At 74.6% G+C, this 21,916-nt stretch carries 20 protein-coding genes; 8 read left to right on the top strand and 12 right to left on the bottom strand.

Features of this window, described 5'->3' with window-relative positions:
• Nucleotides 1-8: 8 nt before the first annotated feature.
• Nucleotides 9-860: an alpha/beta fold hydrolase gene (locus QSK03_RS01860; protein WP_285648250.1), complete on the bottom strand. Its 852-nt coding sequence runs from the start codon at nucleotides 858-860 to the stop codon at nucleotides 9-11.
• Nucleotides 861-1,079: 219 nt separating this feature from the next.
• Nucleotides 1,080-1,892 carry a peptidylprolyl isomerase gene (locus QSK03_RS01855; protein ID WP_285648249.1) on the bottom strand — a complete coding sequence of 271 codons (813 nt, stop codon included), beginning with the start codon at nucleotides 1,890-1,892 and terminating at the stop codon, nucleotides 1,080-1,082.
• A 92-nt stretch (nucleotides 1,893-1,984) separates the two neighbouring features.
• Here QSK03_RS01855 and QSK03_RS01850 point away from each other — a divergent pair, with 92 nt between their 5' ends.
• On the top strand, nucleotides 1,985-2,677 hold the full coding sequence (locus QSK03_RS01850; RefSeq protein ID WP_285648248.1) for an MBL fold metallo-hydrolase: 693 nt from the start codon (nucleotides 1,985-1,987) through the stop codon (nucleotides 2,675-2,677).
• The gene (hisS, locus tag QSK03_RS01845; RefSeq protein WP_285648247.1) at nucleotides 2,674-3,948 is read left to right on the top strand and encodes a histidine--tRNA ligase; all 1,275 of its coding nucleotides are present in this window, start codon (nucleotides 2,674-2,676) and stop codon (nucleotides 3,946-3,948) included. Before QSK03_RS01850 ends, hisS begins: the two co-directional genes overlap by 4 nt.
• On the opposite strand, the gene QSK03_RS01840 is transcribed toward hisS, so the two are convergent.
• The 6 genes from QSK03_RS01840 to QSK03_RS01815 form a co-directional block, all read right to left on the bottom strand.
• Nucleotides 3,945-4,343 carry a DoxX family protein gene (locus QSK03_RS01840; protein ID WP_285648246.1) on the bottom strand — a complete coding sequence of 133 codons (399 nt, stop codon included), beginning with the start codon at nucleotides 4,341-4,343 and terminating at the stop codon, nucleotides 3,945-3,947. The two genes, hisS and QSK03_RS01840, sit on opposite strands and share 4 nt — an antisense overlap.
• Nucleotides 4,344-4,407: 64 nt before the next feature.
• A complete protein-coding gene (locus QSK03_RS01835; RefSeq protein WP_285648245.1) occupies nucleotides 4,408-5,151 on the bottom strand; it encodes an alpha/beta fold hydrolase in 744 nt (247 codons plus the stop codon).
• Nucleotides 5,152-5,192: 41 nt separating this feature from the next.
• Complete coding sequence (locus QSK03_RS01830; protein WP_285648244.1) at nucleotides 5,193-6,056, bottom strand: amidohydrolase family protein; 864 nt, start codon at nucleotides 6,054-6,056, stop codon at nucleotides 5,193-5,195.
• Entirely contained in the window at nucleotides 6,056-6,910 is an 855-nt protein-coding gene (locus QSK03_RS01825) for a 3-hydroxyacyl-CoA dehydrogenase NAD-binding domain-containing protein (protein WP_285648243.1), read from the bottom strand. Before QSK03_RS01825 ends, QSK03_RS01830 begins: the two co-directional genes overlap by 1 nt.
• 31 nt (nucleotides 6,911-6,941) lie before the next feature.
• Entirely contained in the window at nucleotides 6,942-8,855 is a 1,914-nt protein-coding gene (locus QSK03_RS01820; RefSeq protein ID WP_285648242.1) for an acetoacetate--CoA ligase, read from the bottom strand.
• Nucleotides 8,855-9,667 carry a crotonase/enoyl-CoA hydratase family protein gene (locus QSK03_RS01815; RefSeq protein ID WP_285648241.1) on the bottom strand — a complete coding sequence of 271 codons (813 nt, stop codon included), beginning with the start codon at nucleotides 9,665-9,667 and terminating at the stop codon, nucleotides 8,855-8,857. The genes QSK03_RS01820 and QSK03_RS01815 overlap by 1 nt, the downstream gene beginning before the upstream one ends.
• A gap of 96 nt (nucleotides 9,668-9,763) precedes the next feature.
• On the opposite strand from QSK03_RS01815, the gene QSK03_RS01810 reads away from it, so the two are divergent.
• Entirely contained in the window at nucleotides 9,764-10,189 is a 426-nt protein-coding gene (locus QSK03_RS01810) for a MarR family winged helix-turn-helix transcriptional regulator (protein WP_285648240.1), read from the top strand.
• Here the strand turns inward: QSK03_RS01810 and QSK03_RS01805 are convergent.
• Nucleotides 10,186-11,067 carry a PaaX family transcriptional regulator gene (locus QSK03_RS01805; protein WP_285648239.1) on the bottom strand — a complete coding sequence of 294 codons (882 nt, stop codon included), beginning with the start codon at nucleotides 11,065-11,067 and terminating at the stop codon, nucleotides 10,186-10,188. The genes QSK03_RS01810 and QSK03_RS01805 overlap by 4 nt on opposite strands.
• A 107-nt stretch (nucleotides 11,068-11,174) precedes the next feature.
• On the opposite strand from QSK03_RS01805, the gene QSK03_RS01800 reads away from it, so the two are divergent.
• The 5 genes from QSK03_RS01800 (at nucleotide 11,175) to QSK03_RS01780 (ending at nucleotide 17,422) form a co-directional block, all read left to right on the top strand.
• Nucleotides 11,175-12,503, top strand: coding sequence for an MFS transporter (locus QSK03_RS01800; protein WP_285648238.1), 1,329 nt, complete (start codon nucleotides 11,175-11,177; stop codon nucleotides 12,501-12,503).
• A 97-nt stretch (nucleotides 12,504-12,600) separates the two neighbouring features.
• On the top strand, nucleotides 12,601-14,037 hold the full coding sequence (gene eat, locus QSK03_RS01795) for an ethanolamine permease (protein WP_285648237.1): 1,437 nt from the start codon (nucleotides 12,601-12,603) through the stop codon (nucleotides 14,035-14,037).
• Entirely contained in the window at nucleotides 14,034-15,407 is a 1,374-nt protein-coding gene (locus QSK03_RS01790; RefSeq protein ID WP_285648236.1) for an ethanolamine ammonia-lyase subunit EutB, read from the top strand. The genes eat and QSK03_RS01790 overlap by 4 nt, the downstream gene beginning before the upstream one ends.
• Complete coding sequence (gene eutC, locus QSK03_RS01785; protein WP_285648235.1) at nucleotides 15,404-16,129, top strand: ethanolamine ammonia-lyase subunit EutC; 726 nt, start codon at nucleotides 15,404-15,406, stop codon at nucleotides 16,127-16,129. Before QSK03_RS01790 ends, eutC begins: the two co-directional genes overlap by 4 nt.
• 264 nt (nucleotides 16,130-16,393) lie before the next feature.
• A complete protein-coding gene (locus QSK03_RS01780; protein WP_285648234.1) occupies nucleotides 16,394-17,422 on the top strand; it encodes a hypothetical protein in 1,029 nt (342 codons plus the stop codon).
• Between the two features lie 179 nt (nucleotides 17,423-17,601).
• Here the strand turns inward: QSK03_RS01780 and QSK03_RS01775 are convergent, their stop codons facing one another.
• The 3 genes from QSK03_RS01775 to QSK03_RS01765 form a co-directional block, all read right to left on the bottom strand.
• Nucleotides 17,602-18,918 carry a hypothetical protein gene (locus QSK03_RS01775; RefSeq protein WP_285648233.1) on the bottom strand — a complete coding sequence of 439 codons (1,317 nt, stop codon included), beginning with the start codon at nucleotides 18,916-18,918 and terminating at the stop codon, nucleotides 17,602-17,604.
• Nucleotides 18,915-20,102, bottom strand: coding sequence for a YibE/F family protein (locus QSK03_RS01770; RefSeq protein ID WP_285648232.1), 1,188 nt, complete (start codon nucleotides 20,100-20,102; stop codon nucleotides 18,915-18,917). The genes QSK03_RS01775 and QSK03_RS01770 overlap by 4 nt, the downstream gene beginning before the upstream one ends.
• Before the next feature lie 407 nt (nucleotides 20,103-20,509).
• Nucleotides 20,510-21,880, bottom strand: coding sequence for an acyl-CoA dehydrogenase family protein (locus tag QSK03_RS01765; RefSeq protein ID WP_285648231.1), 1,371 nt, complete (start codon nucleotides 21,878-21,880; stop codon nucleotides 20,510-20,512).
• Between the last annotated feature and the right edge of the window lie 36 nt (nucleotides 21,881-21,916).

The raw sequence follows: 21,916 nt of genomic DNA, 5'->3' as shown, positions 1-21,916 counted from the left end.
CGGGGACGCTAGGGCGCCACTGGCGCCGGTGACTTGGACGAATCGGAGGTCCGCGGCACCGTTGCCGCCCCCACCGACGCGACGAACGCGACGACGACGTCGTGCACGGCGTCGCGGTCGTGCTCGTTGAGGACGTCGTGCTGGTCGCCCGGGAAGGTGACCACGCACGCGTCCGGGAGCTGGGCCGCCGTGAGCCGCGCGTGCTCCACCGGCACGAGGGGGTCGGCCTCGCCGTGCACGAGCAGCGCCGGCACGTCGGGGCGCCCCGCGGCGAGGCCGTCGGCGATCTCCGGCCAGGTCACCGCCACCGCGGCCAGCGTCTCGCGACGGAAGCCGCCGTGGTGGGTCAGCGGGTCGTGAAGCAGGGTGTCCACGTACTCCGGGTGCGTGCTCAGGCCCTCGCGCGGGTCGTCCATCGGGAGCTCCGGCTCCCCGAGCGCGAGCCACTCCTGGATCCACTCCTGGGCCCGCACAGGCGCCCCGGACAGGACGACGGCGTCGACGATCTCCGGCGACCGCAGCGCGAGCAGTGTCGCGGCCACCGCGCCGCCGGAGTGCCCGACGACGGTCAGCGGGACACCGGGGTGCTGCGCGCGGGCGATGCCGGCGAGCGTGCGGGCGTCGTCGACCAACAGGTCCCACGACGGGATCAGGGCGCGCTCGCCGTCGCTGCGGCCGTGACCGACGGCGTCGAGGTCGTGCACGGCGATGCCGTGCGCGGTGAGCCGGCGGGCGAGCGCGTCGTACAGACCGAGGTGCTCGCCGTAGCCGTGCAGGAGCACGACGACGGCGCGGGCGTCACCGCGCGGCAGCCAGCTGTCGTGGACGACGCGACCGGCGGCGCCGGGGAACGTGGGCATGGCGAGGTCCTCTCGTCGGTCCGCGCCGAGGCCCGGCGCGGTCGCCCGACGGTCGCGGACCCGCGCTGTCAGCCGGCTGCCGGAGCGCTGTCGACCGGTGTCACGGCGTCGGCGTAGCGGGCCGCGAGGTCGCGGACGCAAGCGCATCGGCTCGGACTCCCGGCAGGCCCGGGCGACGGCGGCGACCGTCTCGGGCGCGACGGTGTCGCGGGGGACGCCCTACGGCGCAGGCGGGGCCACGACGGCGCGCTGGATCTGCACCGGGATGCGCGGGGCGCCGCCGCCGGCCTGGTTGGAGCCGTCGTCGCCACCCGCGCCGACCTTGTCGAGCACGGCCAGCCCGTCGGTGGAGATCCGCCCGATCACCGAGTACTCCGGCGGCAGGGCCGAGTCGCCGTAGACGAGGAAGAACTGGCTGCCCGTGGAGCCCGGCTGGGAGCTCTTGGCCATCGCGATCAGCCCGCGGGAGTACGTCGAGGCCTGGCCGCCCGCGCCCGGGAAGGGCGCGAGGCCCTGCGGGGGCTCCTCGGCGTACTGGTAGCCCGGCCCGCCCGCACCGGAGCCGGTCGGGTCGCCGCACTGGAGGACCTCGAGGCTGCCCTTGCTGGTGACCAGGCGCGGGCACGGGGTGTCGTCGTAGAAGCCCTGCTGCGCGAGGCTGACGACCGCGTTGACCGCGCAGGGTGCCGACGCGCGGTCGAGCGTCATCGGGATCGCGCCCTGCGAGGTCTGCAGGGTGACGCCGACTGTGCCGGTCGTCGGCGGGTTCGGCTCGGGCGGGGTGTTGGGCTTCGCCGCCTGCTCGGACGGGTTGTACCGGCACGTCGAGGGCGGCGCCGCCTCGGGCGCGGGCTCGCCGGAGTCGGAGACGAGGAAGTAGATCCCCGCGGCGACCGCGACGACCGCGACGACGGCCACCACGGAGATCACCGTGAGCCGCTGCCGGCGGCGCTTGGCGCGCTCGGCCCGCCGTTCGATCTGGCGTTCCAGCTTGCGCTTGGCGGCTTTCCGGCGCTGCTCGTTCGTCGGCACGGCCGACATCGTGCCGAACCGCGCCGACCGGTCTCCGTGAGGGTCTCGACTAGGGTGGACGGCGCAGGACGACGCGCGAGGAGGACGAGAACGTGCTGGTCGAGGCCTTCGCGGCCGGGGTGTTCCAGACCAACTGCTACGTGGTCGCGCCCGGCCCCGGGGAGTCCTGTGTCGTGGTCGACCCCGGGCAGGACGCCGAGGAGGGGCTGCGCGAGGTGATCGCGCGCCACAAGCTCTCGCCGGTCGCGGTGCTGCTGACCCACGGCCACATGGACCACATGTGGTCGGTGACGCCGGTGTGCGACGGCGACGACATCCCGGCCTGGATCCACCCCGAGGACCGCAGCATGCTCGCCGACCCGTTCGGGTCCGTCGGCCCGATGGGCCAGCAGCTCGCCGCGATGTACCCCGGCCTGGAGTTCCGCGAGCCGCGCTCGGTCGAGCTGCTCACCGAGGGCGCGGAGCTCGACCTCGCCGGCCTGCACCTGACCGTCGACCACACCCCGGGCCACACGCGCGGGTCGGTGGTCTTCCGGTCGGCCACCGAGGACGGCCAGCCGTTCCTGCTCGCCGGCGACACGCTGTTCCAGGGCGGGATCGGGCGCACCGACCTGCCCGGCGGCTCGACCGACGAGATGATGGCCTCGCTGCGCGACAAGATCCTCAGCCTGGCCGACGAGACGGCGGTGCTGCCGGGCCACGGACCGATGACCACGGTCGGTCAGGAGCGTCAGACGAACCCGTTCGTGCAGGGCCTGACGAGCGCGCCGGGACGTCACCTGTGAGCGCGTCGATCCCGCCCGGGGGCTTCGCCGCGCCGAAGGGCATCCCCGAGTACGTCGGCCCGGAGTTCACCGCGATCCGGGACACGTTGATCCGCGAGGCCGACCGCGCCGGCTACGCGCACATCGAGCTGCCGGTCTTCGAGGACACCGCGCTCTACGCCCGCGGGGTGGGCGAGTCGACCGACGTCGTGTCCAAGGAGATGTACTCGTTCGACGACCGCGGCGGCCGGTCGGTGACCCTGCGGCCCGAGGGCACCGCCGGTGTCGTCCGGTCGGTGATCGAGCACGGCCTCGACAAGGGCGGGCTCCCGGTCAAGCTGCGCTACGACGGGCCGTTCTTCCGCTACGAGCGGCCCCAGGCCGGACGGTTCCGCCAGCTCCAGCAGGTGGGCGTCGAGGCCATCGGCGTCGACGACCCGGCGCTCGACGCCGAGGTGCTCGCCGTCGCCGACGCCGGCTTCCGCGCGCTGGGCCTGCGCGGCTACCGGCTGGAGATCACGAGCCTCGGTGACGCGACGACGCGCCCGGACTACCGGAACGCGCTGACGGCCTTCCTCGAGGAGCTCGACCTCGACGAGGCCACCCGCGAGCGTGCGCGGATCAACCCGCTGCGCGTGCTCGACGACAAGCGCCCCGAGGTCCGCGCCCAGCTGGAGGGCGCGCCGCTGATGATCGACCACCTCTCGGACGCCGCGGCCGCGCACCACGCGGCGGTGAAGCGCCACCTCGACGACCTCGGCGTGGCCTACGTCGAGAACCCGTGGATGGTGCGCGGGCTCGACTACTACACGAAGACGACGTTCGAGTTCGTCCACGACGGCCTGGGCTCGCAGTCGGGCATCGGCGGCGGCGGGCGCTACGACGGGCTGATGGCCGAGCTGGGCGGGCAGGACCTCTCCGGCGTCGGCTTCGGTCTCGGCGTCGACCGGGCCCTGCTCGCCTGCCGGGTCGAGGAGGCGGGGCACGCCGCCGCCGCGCGCGTCGAGGTGTTCGGCGTCCCGCTGGGCGAGAAGGCCAAGGACCAGATCGTCGACATCGTCGGGGCCCTGCGCCGCGCCGGCATCCGCGCCGACCTCGCCTACGGCAACCGCGGCCTCAAGGGCGCGATGAAGGCCGCCGACCGCTCCGGAGCCCGGTTCGCGCTCGTGCTCGGCGACCGCGACCTGGAGGCCGGCGAGATCCAGCTCAAGGATCTCGCCGACGGCAGCCAGACCGCGATCGCGCTGGACGACGCGGCGGCGGCCGTCGACCGGGCGCTGCACGACGGTTAGGCCGCCACGGGCTCGCGCTGGGGCGACGGGGGCGCGGCGAGCCGGCGCGACGCGGGCCGGGTCGCCCAGGAGAGCCCGGCGACGACGACCAGCGTCGTGGTCACCACGGGGTGGAAGACCGGGCTGCCCATGACCAGGTGGGACACGGCCGCGCCGCTGAGGTCGAAGACGATTCCGGCGTAGGCCCACTCCTTGAGCCGCGGGTAGCCGGGCACGGTGATCGCCACGGTGCCGAGGAGCTTCCACACGCCGAGAATCGCCGCGAGGTAGGCGGGATAGCCGAGCGCGGTGATGCCGGCGACGGCCCAGTCCGCGCCGAGCAGGTCGGCCAGCCCGCCGGAGAGCAGGACGAATGCGGTGATCGCGGTCGAGATCCAGTAGATGCGCGTGGTCATGGCGGGCTCCTCGGTCGCTCCGGTGTCGCAGGGAGGACCCGCGGCGGCGCACGGATGTGACCGGCTATCGGGCCAGGTGCCGCCGGAGTGCCTCGGTGACGATCTCCGGCGCCTCCTCGGGCAGGAAGTGGCCGCCGGCGACGACGCCCGTGGTCAGATCCGGCGCCCAGCAGGCCCACACCGCGCCGGGGTCGAAGGGCAGCTCGGCGTCGCCCGGGTCCTGCCACAGCGCCAGGGTGGGTGCCGCGACCGTGCGGCCGGCCCGTCGGTCGGCGCGGTCGTGCTCGAGGTCGACGCCGGCGCTCGCGCGGTAGTCGGCGCGGACGGCGTCGATCGACCGCCGGCCCGCCGCCAGGTAGCGGGCCCGCACCTCGGCGGGGATCGCGTCGGGCACGAGGGTCCAGGTGTCGAGGAAGTGCCCGAAGAACGCGTCGGGCGCGGCGGCGAGCATCGTCTCGGGCAGCGGGGCGGGGTGGGCGAGCAGGAACAGGTGGAACGCGAACACCCCGGCCGTGCCGTGGAGGCTGTGCCACAGGTCGAGGGCCGGGAGGACGTCGAGGACGGCGAGACGGGTGACCGCGTCCGGGCGGTCGAGGGCCGCAAGCACCGCGACGAGCGCGCCGCGGTCGTGTCCGGCGACCGCCACGGTCTCGTGCCCGAGGGAACGGGCGAGCTCGGGCGCGACGTGGCGCCAGGCCTCGTGGGTCTGCGGGAACCCGTGCAGCAGCAGGAGCCCGGGGCCGCTCCCGCCGACCCGGGCGACCAGCTCGGTGCCGTGGACCGTCGTCGTGACGCGCTCGAAGGACATGGCGTCACGCTCGCGTCGGTGGCGGACGGGAGCGGTCCGCCTCAGCTCAGCCCGAGCACCCGGACCGCGGTGTCCTTGAGGATGAGCGGCCGCACGTCGTCGGGGATGTCGAGGTCGGCGAAGTCCCGCAGCCAGCGGTCCGGGGTGATCACCGGGAAGTCCGAGCCGAAGAGGACCTTGCCGCGCAGCTGCCGCGACGCGGCGCGGACGAGCTGGGGCGGGAAGTACTTCGGGGACCACCCCGACAGGTCGATGAACACGTTCGCCTTGTGCGTCGCGATCGAGATGGCCGCGTCCTGCCAGGGCACCGAAGGATGGGCGAAGATCATCGTGAGGTCGGGGTGGTCGGCCGCGACGTCGTCGAGCAGCATCGGGTCGGAGTAGCGCAGCTTCAGCCCCGCCCCGCCCGGCAGGCCCGCCCCGATCCCGGTCTGTCCGGTGTGGAACAGCGCGGGGACGCCGGCCTCGGCGATCGCCTCGTAGAGCGGGTAGTACGTGCGGTCGTGGGGCTCGAAGCCCTGCAGCGTGGGGTGGAACTTGAAGCCCCGCGCCCCCTGCGCCACCAGCCGGCGCACCCGTGCGACCGAGGCCCGCCCGCCGTGCGGGTCGACCGAGCCGAACGGGATGAGCACGTCGGGGAACGCGGCGGCCCGCTCGACGATCTCCTCGCTGGACAGCGGCGGGTGCCCGGTCGCGGCCGGGGCGTCGACGGTGAACACGACCGCGGCCATCGACCGCTCGCGGTAGTGCGCGGCGATCGCCTCCACCGTCGGCGTCCGGTCCTGGTCGCTGCGGAAGTACTGCGCCGACGCGTCGAGCAGCTCGTCGGTCAGGGCGAAGCACCCGTGGGCGTCCTGCTCGACGTGGGTGTGGACGTCGATGGCGGTCAGGGCGTCGAGGTCCATCAGGTGCGTGCCTCCAGGGCCGCGCGGATCACCGCGTCGCGGCGGGCGACCAGGTCGTCGGGGTCGGCGGCCACCTCGGTGACCTGGTCGACGAGGCGGGCGGCGAGCTCCGGTGTCATCGTGGGGGATCCGAGGTCGGCCCACAGGGCCTCGGTGCCGGGGTGCAGGTGCTCGAGGACGTGCGCGAGCCCGCCCGCGCCGCCGGAGAGGTGCTGCCCGGTGATCGGGCCGAGCGCGGCCCACCGGAGCCCGGGGCCCTCGGTGATCGCGGTGTCGACGTCGGCGACGGTCGCGACACCCCGCTCGACCAGGGAGTACGCCTCGCGCCACAGGGCGGCCTGCAAGCGGTTGGCGAGGTGGCCCGGCAGCTCGGCGCGCAGGCGCAGGGGCGTGCGGCCGACGCCCGCGTAGAACGCCATCGCCGCGTCCACGGCCGCCTCCGACGTCGCCTCCCCGGGCACGACCTCGACCAGCGGGACGAGGTGGGGCGGGTTGAAGGGGTGCCCGACGAGCACGCGCTCGGGGTGGTGCGGGGCCCCGCGGGCGAGGTCGGTGGGCCGCAGCATCGACGAGCTGCTCGCGATGACGACGTCGGGGCGGGCGGCGGCGTCGAGCACCGCGAGGAGCTGGTGCTTGACCTCGAGACGCTCCGGGCCGTTCTCCTGGACGACGTCCGCGCCGGCGACGGCCTCGGCGGGGTCGTCGGTGAACGCGACCGACCGTCCCAGCGCGTCCTCGAGGCGCTCGCGGGCGCCGGGCGCCGGGTCCGTCGCCACCACGTCGTGCCCGTGCTCGAGGAACAGCCGCGCCCAGCTCGTCCCGATGACGCCCGTCCCGACCACCGCGACCCTCATGGTCGAGCTCCGCTGCGCTTCGTCTCCCGCCTCACCGGGCGAACCCCACGAACGCCGTGAGCGCGTCCGGGTCGACGAGGGAGTCCCGCGAGGCCACGGCGTCGGGGTCGGCCCCGAGCAGGATCCGCTTGGCGGGCACCTCGAGCTTCTTGCCGGTGCGGGTCCGCGGCACGGCCGCGATCGCGTGGATGCGGTCGGGGACGTGGCGCGGCGAGAGCGCCGCGCGGAGCTCGGCGCGGACACGGGCCTCGTCGACCGTGTGGCCCGCGGCCGGCACGACGAACAGCAGCAGCTCGCCGGGACCGCCGCCCGGGTCCTCGAGGTGCACCACGAGGCTGTCGGTGACCTCGGGCATCTCCTCGACGACGGCGTAGAACTCCGCGGTCCCGAGCCGGACCCCGCCCCGGTTGAGCGTGGCGTCCGAGCGACCCGAGACCACGACCGAGCCGGTGGGGGAGAACCGCACCCAGTCGCCGTGGCGCCAGATGCCCGGGTAGGTGTCGAAGTAGGCGGCGTGCCGTCGCGAGCCGTCGTCGTCGCCCCAGAAGAACAGCGGCATCGACGGCATGGGGGAGCGGATGACGAGCTCGCCGCGCTCGCCGACCACCTCGTTCCCGGCCTCGTCGAAGGCGGCGGTGTCGACGCCCAGCTCCCGGCCGGAGATCTCGCCCTCGACCACGTCCTGCCACGGCCCGCCCTGCACGATGCCGCTGCACACGTCGGTGCCGCCGCTGCCGACGAGCAGCAGGACGGCCGGCCCGAACTCCGCGGCCACCCACCGGTAGCCCTCCGGTGGCAGCGGGCTCCCCGCGACGCAGATCTGGCGCAGCGCCGCGAGGTCGTGGTCGCGGGCCGGGTGCACGCCCTCGCTACGGCAGGTCATGAGGAACGCCGGCGAGGTGCCGAAGTGCGTGGCGCGGGCCTGCGCGGCCAGACGCCACTGCCAGGCGAGGTCGGGGTGCAGGGGGTTGCCGTCCACGAGGATCAGCGCGGCGCCGTGGATCAGCCCCGAGAGCAGGGCGTTCCACATCATCCAGGCGGTGGTCGTGAACCAGAGCAGGCGGTCGCCGGGCTGGACGTCCCAGGCGAGGCCGTGGTTCTTGAGGTGCTCGACGGTGATCCCGCCGTGGCCGTGGACGATCGCCTTCGGCGGCCCAGTGGTGCCCGAGGAGAACAGCACCATCAGCGGGTGATCGAACGGGACGGGGTCGTAGGCGGGCTCGGCGGCCGTGCCGACCAGCTCCGACCAGGGGGTCGCGTCGGGCACCGTGCCCGGGCCGTAGGGGATCCCGACGACGTGGCGCAGCGTCGGCAGGGCGGCGCGCAGGGCGGCGACCTCGCTGGTGCGGTCGACGGGTTTGTCGCCGTAGACGTACCCGCCGACGGCGAGCAGGACGGTCGGCTCGATCTGGGCGAAGCGGTCGACGACGCTGCGGGCCCCGAACTCCGGCGCGCACGACGCCCACACCGCGCCGAGGCTCGCCGCGGCGAGGTGGGCGACCACGGTCTCGGGGATGTTCGGGGCGTAGGCGACCACGCGGTCGCCGGCGCGGACCCCGAGGCGCTGCAGGCCGGCGCGGGCGCGGGCGACGGCGTCGCGCAGCTCCGCGCGGGTCCAGGTCTGCTCGTCGCGGGTCTGGGAGTAGGCGAGGATCACGGTGTCGTCGGCGGCGCCGACCCCGGGCGGGCCCTCCACCGCGCGCTCCGCGTAGTTCAGCGTCGCGCCCGGGAACCACACCGCGCCCGGCATCACCGGGTTCTCGAGCACGGCCCGCGGCGCGTCGTGGAACCGCACGGCGAAGAACGCGGCGACCGCCGACCAGAAGCCGTCGAGGTCGGTGACCGACCAGCGCTGCAGGGCGTCGTAGTCGTCGAACGCCAGGCCGCGCTCGCGGGCGAGCCAGTCGACGAAGCGCCCGATCACGGTCCCGGCGGGGGCGGCCATCAGCGGACCTTCCCGGCGCGCCCGTCGAGGAACGCGGACATGCGGCCCTGCGCCTCGGCGCTGCTCGAGGTGATCGCGGCCATGAGGGACTCGAGGAGGAAGCCCTCGTCCTCGCGGGCGGCCGCGATGCGTGGCAGCGCCTGGAGGACGGCGTAGGTGCTGCTCGGCGGGTTGGCGGCGATCCGGTGCGCCAGTTCGAGGGCCTTCGCCGAGGCGCCACCGGGCTCGGTGAGGTAGGTGGAGATCCCGAGCTGCTGGCCCTCGGCGGCGTCGAGGACCCGGCCGGTGAGCATCATGTCGGTCATCCGGGCGACGCCGATGAGCCGCGGGATGCGCACCGACCCGCCGCCGCCGACGAACAGGCCGTGCCGGCCCTCGGGCAGCGCGTAGAACGCGCTCGGGTCGGCGACGCGGACGTGGGTGGCCGCGGCGAGCTCGAGCCCGCCGCCGACGACGGCGCCCTTCAGCGCGGCGACAACGGGCAGCCGGCCGCGTTCGATGCGCTCGAAGACGCGGTGCCAGAACCGGGAGTGCTCGACGCCGGCGACCGCGTCGGTCTCGCCGAGCTCGGCGAGGTCGAGCCCGGCGGAGAAGTGGTCGCCCTCGGCGTCGAGCACCACGGCGCGGACGTCCGCCGGGGGCGAGCCGAAGAAGGTCTCCAGCCCCAGGACGGTCGCGTCGTCGAGGGCGTTGCGCTTGTCGGGCCGCGCGAGGCGCAGCACGGCGACCGGCCCGTCGCGGTGCAGCGCGAGCGACCGCGGCAGGAGGGAGGCCACGGCCTCCACCGGTTCCGGTGCCGCCGGCTCGCCCATCGTGCTCCCTCCTCGGGCGGGCATGTCATGGGTCATGCCCTGTATCAGGGAGCCTGACATTAGGCTGTGGCGCGTCGACGCGAAAGGGAGGGCACCGTGACGCCACCCGGTCCCACGCTGCTCTACGCGATCAAACAGGTGGAGCTCGCCGTCCGTGCCGCGCTCGATGACCTGCTGCGGCCCACGGGGTGCACCGTCCCGCAGTGGACGGCGCTGACGGTCCTGTCCCGTCGCGAGGGCCAGACCGGTGCCGAGCTCGCCCGCAACGCGTTCGTCAGCCCTCAGGCGATGGGCGACCTCCTCGCCGCGCTGGACCGCGGGCACTGGATCACGCGCACTCCCGACCCGTCCCACGGCCGGCGGGTGCTCATCGGCCTCTCCGACGAGGGCCGCGAGCTGCTGGCCCGCGTCGGGCCGGGCGCCGACGCCGTCGAGGAACGCATGATCGCCGGCTTCGGCCCCGACGAGCAGACGGTCCTGCGCGCGATGCTCAACCGCTGCCGGACGAACCTCACCGACTAGTCGACGGCCCCGCCTCTGCCTCGGCCGGCCTCTGCCTCGGCCTCGGCATCGGGCAGGACGTCGAGCGCGGCGACGCCGGCGCGGGCCCCGGGCCCGTACGCGTCGTGGAGCTCGCGGAACAGGGCGTGGGCGGGCTCGGCGGGCCAGTCGCCGGGCAGGTGGCGCCGGGGCAGGCGCGGATCGCGGCGGATCGCCTGGAGCCAGTCGGCCTCCAGCAGCAGCTGCGCGGCCAGGGGGTCCGTCCGGGGCCGCGTGGCCTCGTCGCCCCAGCGGGCCAGGAACGCCTCGTACCGCGCGGCGAGCGCGGGCAGGTCCCAGGCGTCGCGCACGAGGCCGTCGACGTCGGTGGGCTCGAGCGCCCGGGCGGTGAAGGCGCGCAGGCGCCCGTCGAGCCCGAGCCCCTCGCCGAGTTCGCCGAGGTCGGCGCGGCCCGGGGCGATCCACAGCCCGCCCTGCAGCGGCCCGAACCCCGCCCACACCAGCCGGGCGCGCAGCAGGTGGCGCTCGCGCGCCCAGGCGTCGGGCAGCGAGAACGACAGCAGGGTCCAGGAGCCGTCCCATCCCGCGTCGACGACCTCGGAGTGCCACATCCGCGCCTCGCCGCCGAGGAGGATCTCGCGTGTGCCGGGCGTCGGCCCGACGTAGACCTGGCGGCCGCGGCGGGCCCGGTGCAGCTGCCCGCGCCGGGCCATGCGGCTGACCGTCGAGCGCGTGGCGTGCTCCGAGACACCGGCCCGTCCGAGGACGTCGACGAGGCTGCTCGTGGCCACGTGCACCCGGCGCCGCAGCAGGTAGCCGCCCAGGAAGGTCAGCAGGACGGCCTGCGGGCGGGGCGTGTCGACGGCCGCGTCGTCGACGGGCTCGAGGGCCTCGGACACGCCACGAGACTAGCGCTCATGATGTTGGGCACATTGTTGACGGCCGTTCCGCATCTGCCTACATTGAGCGGACTTCCGTGACCCCGACCACACAGGAGAGGTGCGGCGTGGCCGACGCCGACGCGCAGTCCCGGACCCAGCTCCGACGGGCGGTCCTGTCCAGCTATCTGGGCAGCGTCATCGAGTACTACGACTTCCTGCTCTATGCGACCGCGTCGGCCGTGGTCTTCGCGAAGGTGTTCTTCTCGACGCTCGACCCGCTCGTCGGCACGGTGGCCAGCTTCGGCACCCTCGCCACCGGCTACCTCGCCCGCCCGCTCGGCGGGGTGCTGTTCGGGCACTTCGGCGACCGCGTCGGTCGCAAGAAGATGCTGGTCGTGACCATGGTCATGATGGGGACGGTCAGCGTCCTCATCGGCGCGCTGCCGACCTACGCCCAGATCGGGGTCTGGGCCCCGGTGCTCCTGGTGCTCCTGCGCGTCCTCCAGGGTGTCGCGGTCGGCGGCGAGTGGGGCGGCGCGGTGCTGATGTCCGCCGAGCACGCGTCGTCGCGCCGGGGGCTCTGGGCCGGTTTCACCAACGCCGGCGCTCCGAGCGGGATGGTGCTGTCGACCGCCGCCCTCGCCGGGGCCGCCGCGATCGCCGGCGAGGCGGGCTTCCTCGAGTGGGGCTGGCGGCTGCCGTTCCTCGCGTCCGCGGTGCTGCTCGCGGTCGGGCTGTTCGTGCGGGCGCGGGTCGAGGAGACCCCGGTGTTCGCCCGGGCCCGGGCCGAGGCCGGACCCGCGGCGCCCCCGCTGCTCGAGGTGCTGCGTCGTCATCCGCGCAACCTGCTGCTGTCGGTCGGCATCGGCTTCGGGGCCTTCGTCGCGCAGGGCGTGCTGACGACGTTCGTCATCGCCTACGCGGTGCAGGCGGGGATCCCGCGCGCGACCGTCCTGAACGCGTTGACCGTCTCGTCGGTCGTCGCGGTGGTCGGCATCCTCGGCTTCGCCGCGCTGTCCGACCGCGTCGGCAGGCGTCCCGTCGTGCTCGCCGGCGCCCTGGCGATGACAGTGTGGGGCTTCCTGCTCTTCCCGATGGTCGACTCGGGGTCGACGGCGCTGCTCGTGCTCGGTGTGGTCGTCGGGCAGGGCGTGGTGCACGCCGCGATGTACGGCCCGCTCGCCGCGCTGTACACCGAGCTGTTCTCGACGCGCGCCCGCTACACCGGTGCCTCGCTGGGCTACCAGGTCGCCGGTATCGGCGCCGGGCTCGGCCCGGTGGTGTTCGCGGCGCTGTTGCAGGGCACCGGCAGTGCGCTCTGGGTCTCCGTGGTGATCGGGGCCTGCTGCCTGGTCACCGTCGCGTGCGTCATCGCCGCCGGCGAGACCAGCCGCCGCGGCCTCGACGAGGTCGACGCGACGGACGCCGACGCCGAGCGCGCCGCCGTCGGCTGAGCCTCGACGACCGTCGGCGATCGCAACCCGTTCGTCACCCACGGGCTTCACACGTGTCTCACGCTGTGCGTCCACCGGTGGGCGAAAGGGGACGGGGATGGCGGAGCATGTCGAATCGTCCTCCGGGACGGGCGCGTCGAGCGACTACCTCGCCGCGCGCCAGCTGAAGGCCGGATCGGCCAGCTGGGTGCTGCTCGCGGGCCTCGGCGTCGCCTACGTCATCTCCGGTGACTACGCGGGCTGGCACTTCGGGCTCGCCCAGGGCGGCTGGGGCGGGCTCGCGGTCGCCGCCGTCCTCATGGGCGTCATGTACGCCTGCATGGTGCTCGGGCTCGCCGAGATGTCGTCGGCCCTGCCGGCGGCGGGCGGCGGGTACACCTTCGCCCGGGTGGCGATGGGCCCGTGGGGCGGCTTCGCGACGGGCGCGGCGATCCTGCTCGAGTACGCCGTGGCCCCGGCCGCGATCGCGACGTTCATCGGCGGCTACGTCGAGTCGCTCGGGCTGTTCGGGATCACCGACGGCTGGTGGGTCTACCTGACCTGCTACGTCGTCTTCGTCGGCATCCACCTGCTCGGCGTGGGCGAGGCGCTCAAGGCGACGTTCGTCATCACGGCCATCGCGCTCGTCGGGCTGATCCTCTTCGCGGTCGGCGCGATCGGGTCCTTCGACGCCGCCAACCTCACCGACATCCCCGTCACCGACGCGGCCGGCGCGTCGCCGCTGCTGCCGTTCGGCCTGGTCGGCGTGTGGGCGAGCTTCCCGTTCGCGATCTGGTTCTTCCTCGCGGTCGAGGGCGTCCCGCTGGCCGCCGAGGAGGCGCGCGACCCGGTGCGCGCCGTGCCCCGCGGGATCATCGTCGCGATGGCCGTGCTGGTCGTGTCCGCGGCGGCCGTGCTGCTGCTCGGCCCCGGCTCCCAGGGAGCGCAGGGGCTCTCGGAGAGCGACAACCCGCTGGTCAGCGCCCTCGAGGCCGGGGCCGGGGGATCGACGTGGCTGTCGACGGTCGTGAACTACATCGGTCTGCTCGGCCTCATCGCGAGCTTCTTCTCGATCATCTACGCGTACTCGCGGCAGACCTTCGCCCTCTCGCGCGCGGGCTACCTGCCGCGGGCGCTGTCGAAGACCAACGCCCGCAAGGCGCCGACGCTCGCGCTCGTCATCCCCGCCGCGATCGGCTTCGTGCTCGCCGCCACCGGCAACGGCGACATCCTCATCAACCTCGCCGTGTTCGGGGCGACGCTGTCCTACGTGCTGATGATGGTGGCGCACCAGGTCCTGCGCGTCCGCAACCCCGACCTGCCCCGGCCGTACCGCACGCCCGGCGGGCGCATCACCACCGGCGTCGCCCTCGTCCTCGCCCTGGCCGCCGTCGTGGCGACGTTCCTCGTCGACGTCGTCGCCGCGCTCTGCGCGCTGGCGGCCTTCGCCGTGTTCATGGCCTACTTCGGCTTCTACTCGCGGCACCACCTCGTCGCCGCCGCTCCCGACGAGGAGTTCGCGGCGCTGGCGAAGGCGGAGGAGGAGCTCGAATGAGCTGGTCGACGTCGCTGGGCGGGCACTCGTACTCCTTCGCGGACCTCCGGGAGCTGCTCGCGAAGGCCACGCCGCTGCGCTCCGGCGACGTGCTGGCCGGTGTCGCCGCGGCGTCGGCGGCGGAGCGGGTCGCCGCGCAGACGGTGCTGGCCGACCTGCCGCTGTCGCACTTCCTCGACGAGGCCGTCGTGCCCTACGAGGACGACGACGTCACCCGGCTGATCATGGACACCCACGACGCCGCGGCGTTCCGCCCCGTGCGGTCGCTGACCGTCGGCGGGTTCCGCGACTGGCTCCTGTCGTGGGAGGCCGACGACACCGCGCTCGCCGCCCTCGCCCCCGGGCTCACGCCGGAGATGGTGGCGGCGGTCAGCAAGCTCATGCGGGTGGGCGACCTCGTCGCCGTCGCCCGCAAGACCCGGGTCGTCACGGGCCTGCGGACGACGATCGGCCTCGAGGGGCGCCTCGCGACGCGGCTGCAGCCCAACCACCCGACCGACGACGCCGTCGGGATCACCGCGTCGCTGGTCGACGGGCTGCTGCACGGGGCGGGCGACGCGGTCGTCGGCATCAACCCGGCCACCGACCGGCCCTCGACGGTGCGCGCGCTGCTCGACCTCATCGACGACGCGCGGCTGCGGCTCGCGGCGCCGATCCAGTCGTGCGTGCTCACCCACGTGACGACGACCCTGGAGCTCCTCGAGCAGGGCGCGCCGGTGGATCTCGTGTTCCAGTCGGTGGCGGGCACGCAGGCCGCCAACCGGGGCTTCGGGGTGACACTCGACCAGCTGGTCGAGGCCCACCAGGCGGCGCTGGCACTCGACCGCGGCACGGTGGGATCGAACGTGACCTACTTCGAGACCGGCCAGGGTTCCGCGCTCTCGGCCGACGCCCACCACGACGTCGACCAGCAGACGCTCGAGGCCCGGGCGTACGCGGTGTGCCGCCGCTTCGACCCGCTGATCGTCAACACCGTCGTCGGCTTCATCGGCCCGGAGTACCTCTACGACGGCAAGCAGATCTTGCGTGCCGGGCTCGAGGACCACCTCTGCGGGAAGCTGCTCGGCGTCCCCATGGGCGTCGACGTCTGCTACACCAACCACGCCGAGGCCGACAGCGACGACACCGACACCCTGCTGCTCACCCTCGGCGCCGCGGGCTGCGGCTTCGTGATCACCGTGCCGGGCGGCGACGACATCATGCTCAACTACCAGTCGCTGTCGTTCCAGGACGTGCTCCAGGTGCGGCAGACCCTCGGGCTGCGTCCGGCGCCGGAGTTCGAGACGTGGCTCGGCTCGGTCGGGCTCCTCGACGACGCGGGGCGGGTGCCGCAGCTGGTGCCCGAGCCGATCCGGGCGCTGATGGGATGAGCACCGATCCCTGGGAGACCCTCCGCGCCGCCACGCGGGCCCGCGTCGGCCTCGGCCGGGCCGGCGACGGGCTCACCACCGCCGAGAACCTGCGCCTGGCCGCGGCCCACGCGCAGGCCCGCGACGCGGTGCACACGGCGCTCGACACCGACGCCGTCGTCGCGGCGCTGGGGGAGCGCGCCGGGCCTGTCGTGCACTCGCAGGCGGCCGACCGCGCCGAGTACCTGCAGCGCCCCGACCTCGGGCGCCGGCTCTCCCCGGACGCGTCGCTGGAGGCCGGCGACCACGACCTCGCCGTCGTCGTCGCCGACGGGCTCTCCGCGACGGCCGTGGCGGAGCACGCGGTCGGCCTGCTCGACGCGCTGCTGCCGCGGCTCGAGGGGTGGACGGTCGCGCCGGTCGTCGTCGCCGAGCAGGCGCGCGTGGCTCTGGGCGACGAGATCGCGGTGGCGCTCGGCGCCCGGATGGTGCTCGTGCTCATCGGCGAGCGGCCCGGGATGTCCGCACCCGACTCCCTCGGCGCGTACCTGACCTGGGAGCCGCGGCACGGGCGCGTCGACTCCGAGCGCAACTGCGTCTCGAACATCCGCCCGCCCGACGGGCTGACCTACGACGCCGCCGCGGAGGTCCTCGCCGCGCTGATGACGGAGTCCTTCCGCCGGCAGCTGTCGGGTGTCGAGCTCAAGGACACCGGCGCGGCGCTGCCGTCGGCGGCGGGCTGAGCGGTCCGCTGGGGGGCGCGGCGGCTATCAGGAGCGCGTCACCCACCTCTACCGACCCGGTGAGGTGCGTGGTGCGCTCCTGATCTTCGTCGCGGACGCCGATCGCGTGATTGGGCGCTGCTGGGGTGCACGCGGCGTACCAACGGTCGATCTTGAGCGCCCGTTCGGAGGAATTGCCTCGTCACTCGTCTGTGTCCTCTTCGTTACCTCTGAGTTGTGGCTCACACGAACCACATCTCCAAAGGGCGGAAGGACACCACACGGATGGGTCTTCACAGGGCGACACTCGGGCGGCGGGGGATGGTCGCGCTGGCGGCCACCGGGGCCCTGATCGTCGGCGGCGGGGCCGCCGCGATGGTCGGGACGGGCAGCGCGGAACCGCTGCTCCCGGTCCCGGCTCCGGTCGTCGGGACGACGCACGTGCTGCCGGACCTGGCGCCGTTCGCGCAGACCGACGACGACCCGAAGGGCGGGACGGTCGGGGTCGACGACGACCTCACGCCGCCGGCTCCGCCTCTCGGTGGCGACGCCGCGCTCCGGCTCGAGACGCCGGACGGTGACGGGAAGGCCGCCATCGCGAAGGCGGAGGATTCCGCGCTGGGGGAGTGGATCGCGACCGCCGCCTACTCCGCGTACCAGAACGCGGCGGACAACGCCGACCAGTTCCCGAGCATGCAGCTCGTCATCGATTACGACCCCGACTCGTCGGCGGGCTTCTCGACCCTCACCTACGAGCCGATCTACAACGCCGGCGACAGCCGGACGCCGAACGCCTGGCACCGCTACGAGGCCGGCATGGGCCGGTGGTGCTCGACGCGCGCGATCCCGGGTGTGATCGACGAGTCGCAGCGCTCCTGCTCGAACGGCGGTACGAAGCTCCTCAGCGAGTTCGTCGCCGCGCAGCCCGGTATCCGCGTGACCGGTCTCGTGATCAACCAGGGGCGCGGCAACCCCGGTCTCGACGCGGGGGTCGACCTCGTCTCGACGCCGACCACGACCTACGACTTCGAGCTCACGAAGCCGGCCGGTCCCGAGATGCCCGGGAACCCGTGCGAGGAGCCGACCACGCCCCCCGCACACCCCGGTGACGACCACGGCAACGGCGACGACCACCCTCAGGGCGGCGACAACGGCAACAGCGGCCACCCCGAGGGCGGTGACAACGGCCACGAGAAGCCGGACAACGGGGGTCACGAGCCGTCCCACGGCGACGAGCACCCGCAGCCGGACAACGGCGGGCACGAGCAGCCCGGCGACGGCGGCCACGAGCCGCCGCACTGCCCCGGCTCCTAGGATCGGCACGCCGGCCTGACGGTCTACGGTCCGCGGACGAACGAACGGCGCCTTCGCTGCTACCGAAGCAGCGAGGGCGCCGTTCGTTTCTCGGCGGCGGGCGCGCCCTGAGGTGATCAGCAGTCCGAAAGACACCCCGAGTGTCGTCGGGAAGTGCCTCGCGACCTGGTGATCTCCGTTCAGCCCTCGCCGGAGCGCTTCCGGCCCGGGAGACGGTCGACGACCCGCCCGAGACGTTCGGTGGTGCCCTGCAGCGGCGCCAGGGCGTCGGCGAGCACCTTGATCTGCTCGTCGAGGTTGTCGATGCGCCCGGCGAGGGTGCGCAGGTCCGGGCTGACCTTCTGCAGCTCGCCCGCGGCGGTCGCCAGCGCGGCGTCCAGGTTCGCCAGGCGCGGCGGGACGTCCGGGAACGTGGTGTCGGCGTGACGGGCGAGCACCTCGACGTGCCCGATCGCCCCGGTCAGCTTCTCGACCTCGCCGATCGCGCCGGCCATCTGCTCCAGCGCCGGCGCGGCGGCCGCGAGGCGACGCACGTCGTCGACGGCTGCGGCGAGGGCCTCGATCGTCGGCACGGCACCCGCGAGGACCTCGACGGTCGGGACCCCGTCCGCGATCCGCTCGACGGTGCCGGTGGCGCCCGCGATCGTGCGCACGTCGCCGGTGGCGGCGGCGATCTCCTGCAGCGCCGGGACCGCGGCCGCGATCTCGGTGAGGTGCGGTGCCGCGTCACCGAGCTGCTGCAGCGCGGGGGCGGCCTCGGCGAGCCGCTCGAGCGTCGGGGCGGCCGCCCCCAGCTGCTCCAGGGCGGGCACGGCGCGGGCCAGCGCGGCGATGTCGCCGCGCGCCGCGCCGATCTCCTGCAGGGCCGGCACGGCCTCGGCGAGCCGGGCGATGTCGCCCCGCGCCTCGCCGATCCGCTGGAGCGCGGGGACGGCCTCGGCGAGGGCGGCGATGTCCCCCCGGGCCTCGCCGATCCGCTGGAGCGCGGGCACGGCCTCGGCCAGCGCGGCGATGTCGTCGCGCGCCTTCCCGATCTCCTGCAGGGCGGGGACGGCCTCCGCGAGCCGGGCGATGTCGCCGCGGGCCTTCCCGATCTCCTGGAGCGCCGGGACGGCGCGGGCGAGGGTGTGGAGGTCGTCGACGGCGCCGGCGAGCCGGTCGAGGGCGTCGGTCGCGTAGGACAGGCGCGTGAGGTCGGGGCCGAGCTCGGCGAGCGTGTGCTGCAGCCCGGACGCCACGGGCAGGAGCTGCTCCAGCATCGAGACCAGCCGCGGCACGGCGCGCAGGGCGTCGGTGACGAGCGGGCTGAGCTCGGCGGTGGTGCGGGCGCCGTGGGAGGCGATGTCGGCGATGCCGCGCACGATCGCGGGCCCGTGGAGGGTCAGCTCCACGGCCGTGCGCGTCGACGCGACGACGAGGGCGCGGGCGGTGTCGAGGATCCCGCTCGGCGCCGGCTCGGAGGCCCGCGGCAGCACGCGGGGGGCGGGGCGGCTCATGTCGCGCCCCTCGCGCCCCGGGCGCTGATCGCACGGACCACGACGGCGGCCAGCAGCGTCGTCAGCGGCACCGACGCGACGAGCCCGATGCTGCCGACCAGGGTGCGCACGACCTCCTGCGCCACGTCCTCGGCCGTGAGCAGGTCACCGAGACCCCGTCCCGCGAGCGCGAAGAGCAGCAGCAGGGGCAGCGCCGCCCCGGCGTAGGCGAGCACCAACGTGTTCACCGCGGAGGCGACGTGGTCCCGACCGACACGCATGGCGGCACCATAGAGGTCCGCGAGCCGGGCGGCCGGGTTCGCACGGTGCAGCTCCCACACCGCGCTGGTCTGGGTGACGGTGACGTCGTCGAGCACGCCGAGCGCCCCGATGACGACGCCCGCGAGCAGCAGCCCGCGGACGTCCAGCCCGGGACCGAGCACCCCGGCGAGCTCCGAGGCCTCCTCGCCGAGCCCGGTGAGCCGTGACAGGGCGGCGAACAGCAGCGCGAGGACGCCGATCAGGGCGAGGCTCGCGAGCGTCCCGAGCGCGGCGGTCGCCGTCCGGGCGGAGAGCCCGTGGGTCAGCGGCAGCACCACGCCGACGATCAGTCCCGAGGCCGTGAGGGCGACCGGGACCGGGGACGCGCCGTTGGCGAGCGCCGGCAGCACGAAGAGCGCGAGGACCCCCAGCGTGATCCCGAGGGCGGCGAGCGCGGCGAGGCCCTGCCAGCGACCGAGCAGCAGCACCGCCAGCGCGAAGACGCCACCGAGCAGGAGCAGCGGCGGGCCGCGCTGGAAGTCGACGATCGTGTAGGTCAGCGGGTCGGCGGGGTCGCCGCCCGCCCAGCCCAGGACGATCGGGTCGCCGACGGCGAACCGCGGTGAGCCCGCGGTCGCGGGGCTGAGGGTGGTGATCGTCGTGCCGGCGGCCGGGCCGTCCTGGAGGCGGGCCGTGACCGCGAGGCAGCCCTCCCCCGGGCCGGGGGAGGGCAGGTTCGGGTCGGTGCAGTCGGACTCGCCCGCGGAACGCACGACCTCGGCGTCGACCGGGGTCTGCGCGCCCAGCCCGGCGCCCTGTGCCTGCCCGGCGCGGCCCTGCTCGGCGACCTGCCGATACTCGGCGGGCGACGGCGTCAGCAGCACGAGCCCGGCGAGGACGGCGAGCGCGCAGGGCACGAGCAGCAGGGCGAGCAGCCGCCGCACCCGCTGCGCCGACGCCCCCTCGAGCGCCCCGCCGCCGTGCCCGTGACCGTGCCCGTGGCCGTGCGCCGCCGGCGATTCGGCCGGCTCGCGAGTCCCCGCCGCGCGCTGCCGCCGTGGTCGCCCGGGAGTGTCAGCCTGGCGTCCACGTCGGCGTTCGGCGTCAGGAAAGCCATCCGCTCGATCCGCCGGCGCCCGTTCGCGCGTCCGGGCCCCGGTGTCGGGCACCCGGATCGGCCCGGTGGCCGCCTCCGCGCCCTCGTCGGCCGCCTCCGGCTCCGGGAGCGCCCGGGACCGCGCACGGCGTACCGGCGGCCGCGGGGAGGTCACGCGGCCATCATCGCCGGACGCCGACCGGACCCCGGCACGGGGGACCAACCGGACGCGGACGGCCACAGCGGGCGAGCTGGTCAGGTGCCCGGCGAGGCCAGGCGGCCGCCGAGGCGGAGCACGGAGTCCGGGGCCTTCTTCGCCAGCTTGAGGAACGCCTCGCCGGCGCGGGCGCGGGCGAGCGAGCCGTGGCCGAACTTCCGGCTGACGCCGCCGTGGTTGCCGGGGAGGTGGTGGTGCAGCGGCGTCGACGTGGCCTCGGGGTCCGCGAGCGCCCGGCTCATGACGAGGCGCTGGATCTCGCTGGTGCCCTCGAAGATCGTGTAGAGCTTCGCGTCGCGGTACCACTTCTCGACCGGCAGGTCGTCGACGTAGCCCCACCCGCCGCAGGTCTGGACGGCCTGCTCCGCGGCCCGGACGGCGACCTCCGAGGCCTTGAGCTTGGACATCGAGCCCTCGCCGAGCTGGAACGGCACGCCGTTCGCGGCCATCCACGACGCGCGCCAGCACAGCAGCCGGGCGGCGTCGATGTCGGCGGCGAGGTCGGCGAGCGGGAACGAGACGCCCTGGTTGTCGAGGATCGGCCCGCCGAACGCCTCCCGTTCCCGGGCGTACGAGCACGCGTACTCGAACGACGCCCGCGCCACGCCCAGCGCCATCGCCGCGACCATCGGGCGGGTCTGCTCGAAGGTCCCGAGCGCGGCGGGCTTGCCCTCGCCCCGGCGCGCCTTGTCCAGCTTGTGCTCGAGCTTGTCCTCGCCGCCGAGCAGGTGGTCGGCGGGGATGCGGCAGCCGGTGAAGGAGAGCTCGGCGGTGTGCGACGCGCGGTGCCCGAGCTTGTTGAGGCGCCGGACCTGCTCCATGCCCGGGGTGCCCTTCGGCACGACGAACATCGCCTGGCCCTTGGTCCCGAGCGACGGGTCGACGACGGCGTTGACGATGGTGACGTCGGCGATCCCGCCGTTGCCGATCCAGATCTTCTCGCCGTCGAGCACCCAGCCGTCACCCTCGCGACGGGCCCGCGTCTGCAGGTTCGCGACGTCGCTGCCGCCCTGCGGCTCGGAGACCGCGAGCGCCGCGAGCTTGATGTCACCGGGCTCGCCGAACATCTCCGGCGCCCAGCGCGCGACCTGCTCGGGCGTCCCGGCCTGGTTGAGCGCCGAGAGCGCGAGGGCGGGCAGGACGACCGTCAGCCCGATGCCCGCGCAGCCCCAGAAGATCTCCTCGAGGAACAGCGGCAGCGAGAGACCGGTGGGGTCGGCGATGAGGTCGGCGTAGAAGAGCGCGTTGTAGAAGCCCTCCTGCGCGGCCCGGTCGACGATCTCCCAGGGGCACTCCTCGGCCGCGTCGTACTTCGGCGCGGCGGGGCGGATGACGTCCTCGGCGAAGGCGTGCGCCCGGCGCACGAGCTCGTGGTGGGCCGGCGTCAGCTCGAGGGTGAAGGCGCTCATCGGTACTCCGTTCTGGTGTTGTCACCTGGTACCGCG

Source organism: Actinomycetospora sp. NBRC 106375 (assembly GCF_030269665.1).
In the GTDB taxonomy this organism is placed as follows: Bacteria; Actinomycetota; Actinomycetes; order Mycobacteriales; family Pseudonocardiaceae; genus Actinomycetospora.
This window is presented reverse-complemented; position numbering and strand designations above follow the sequence as displayed.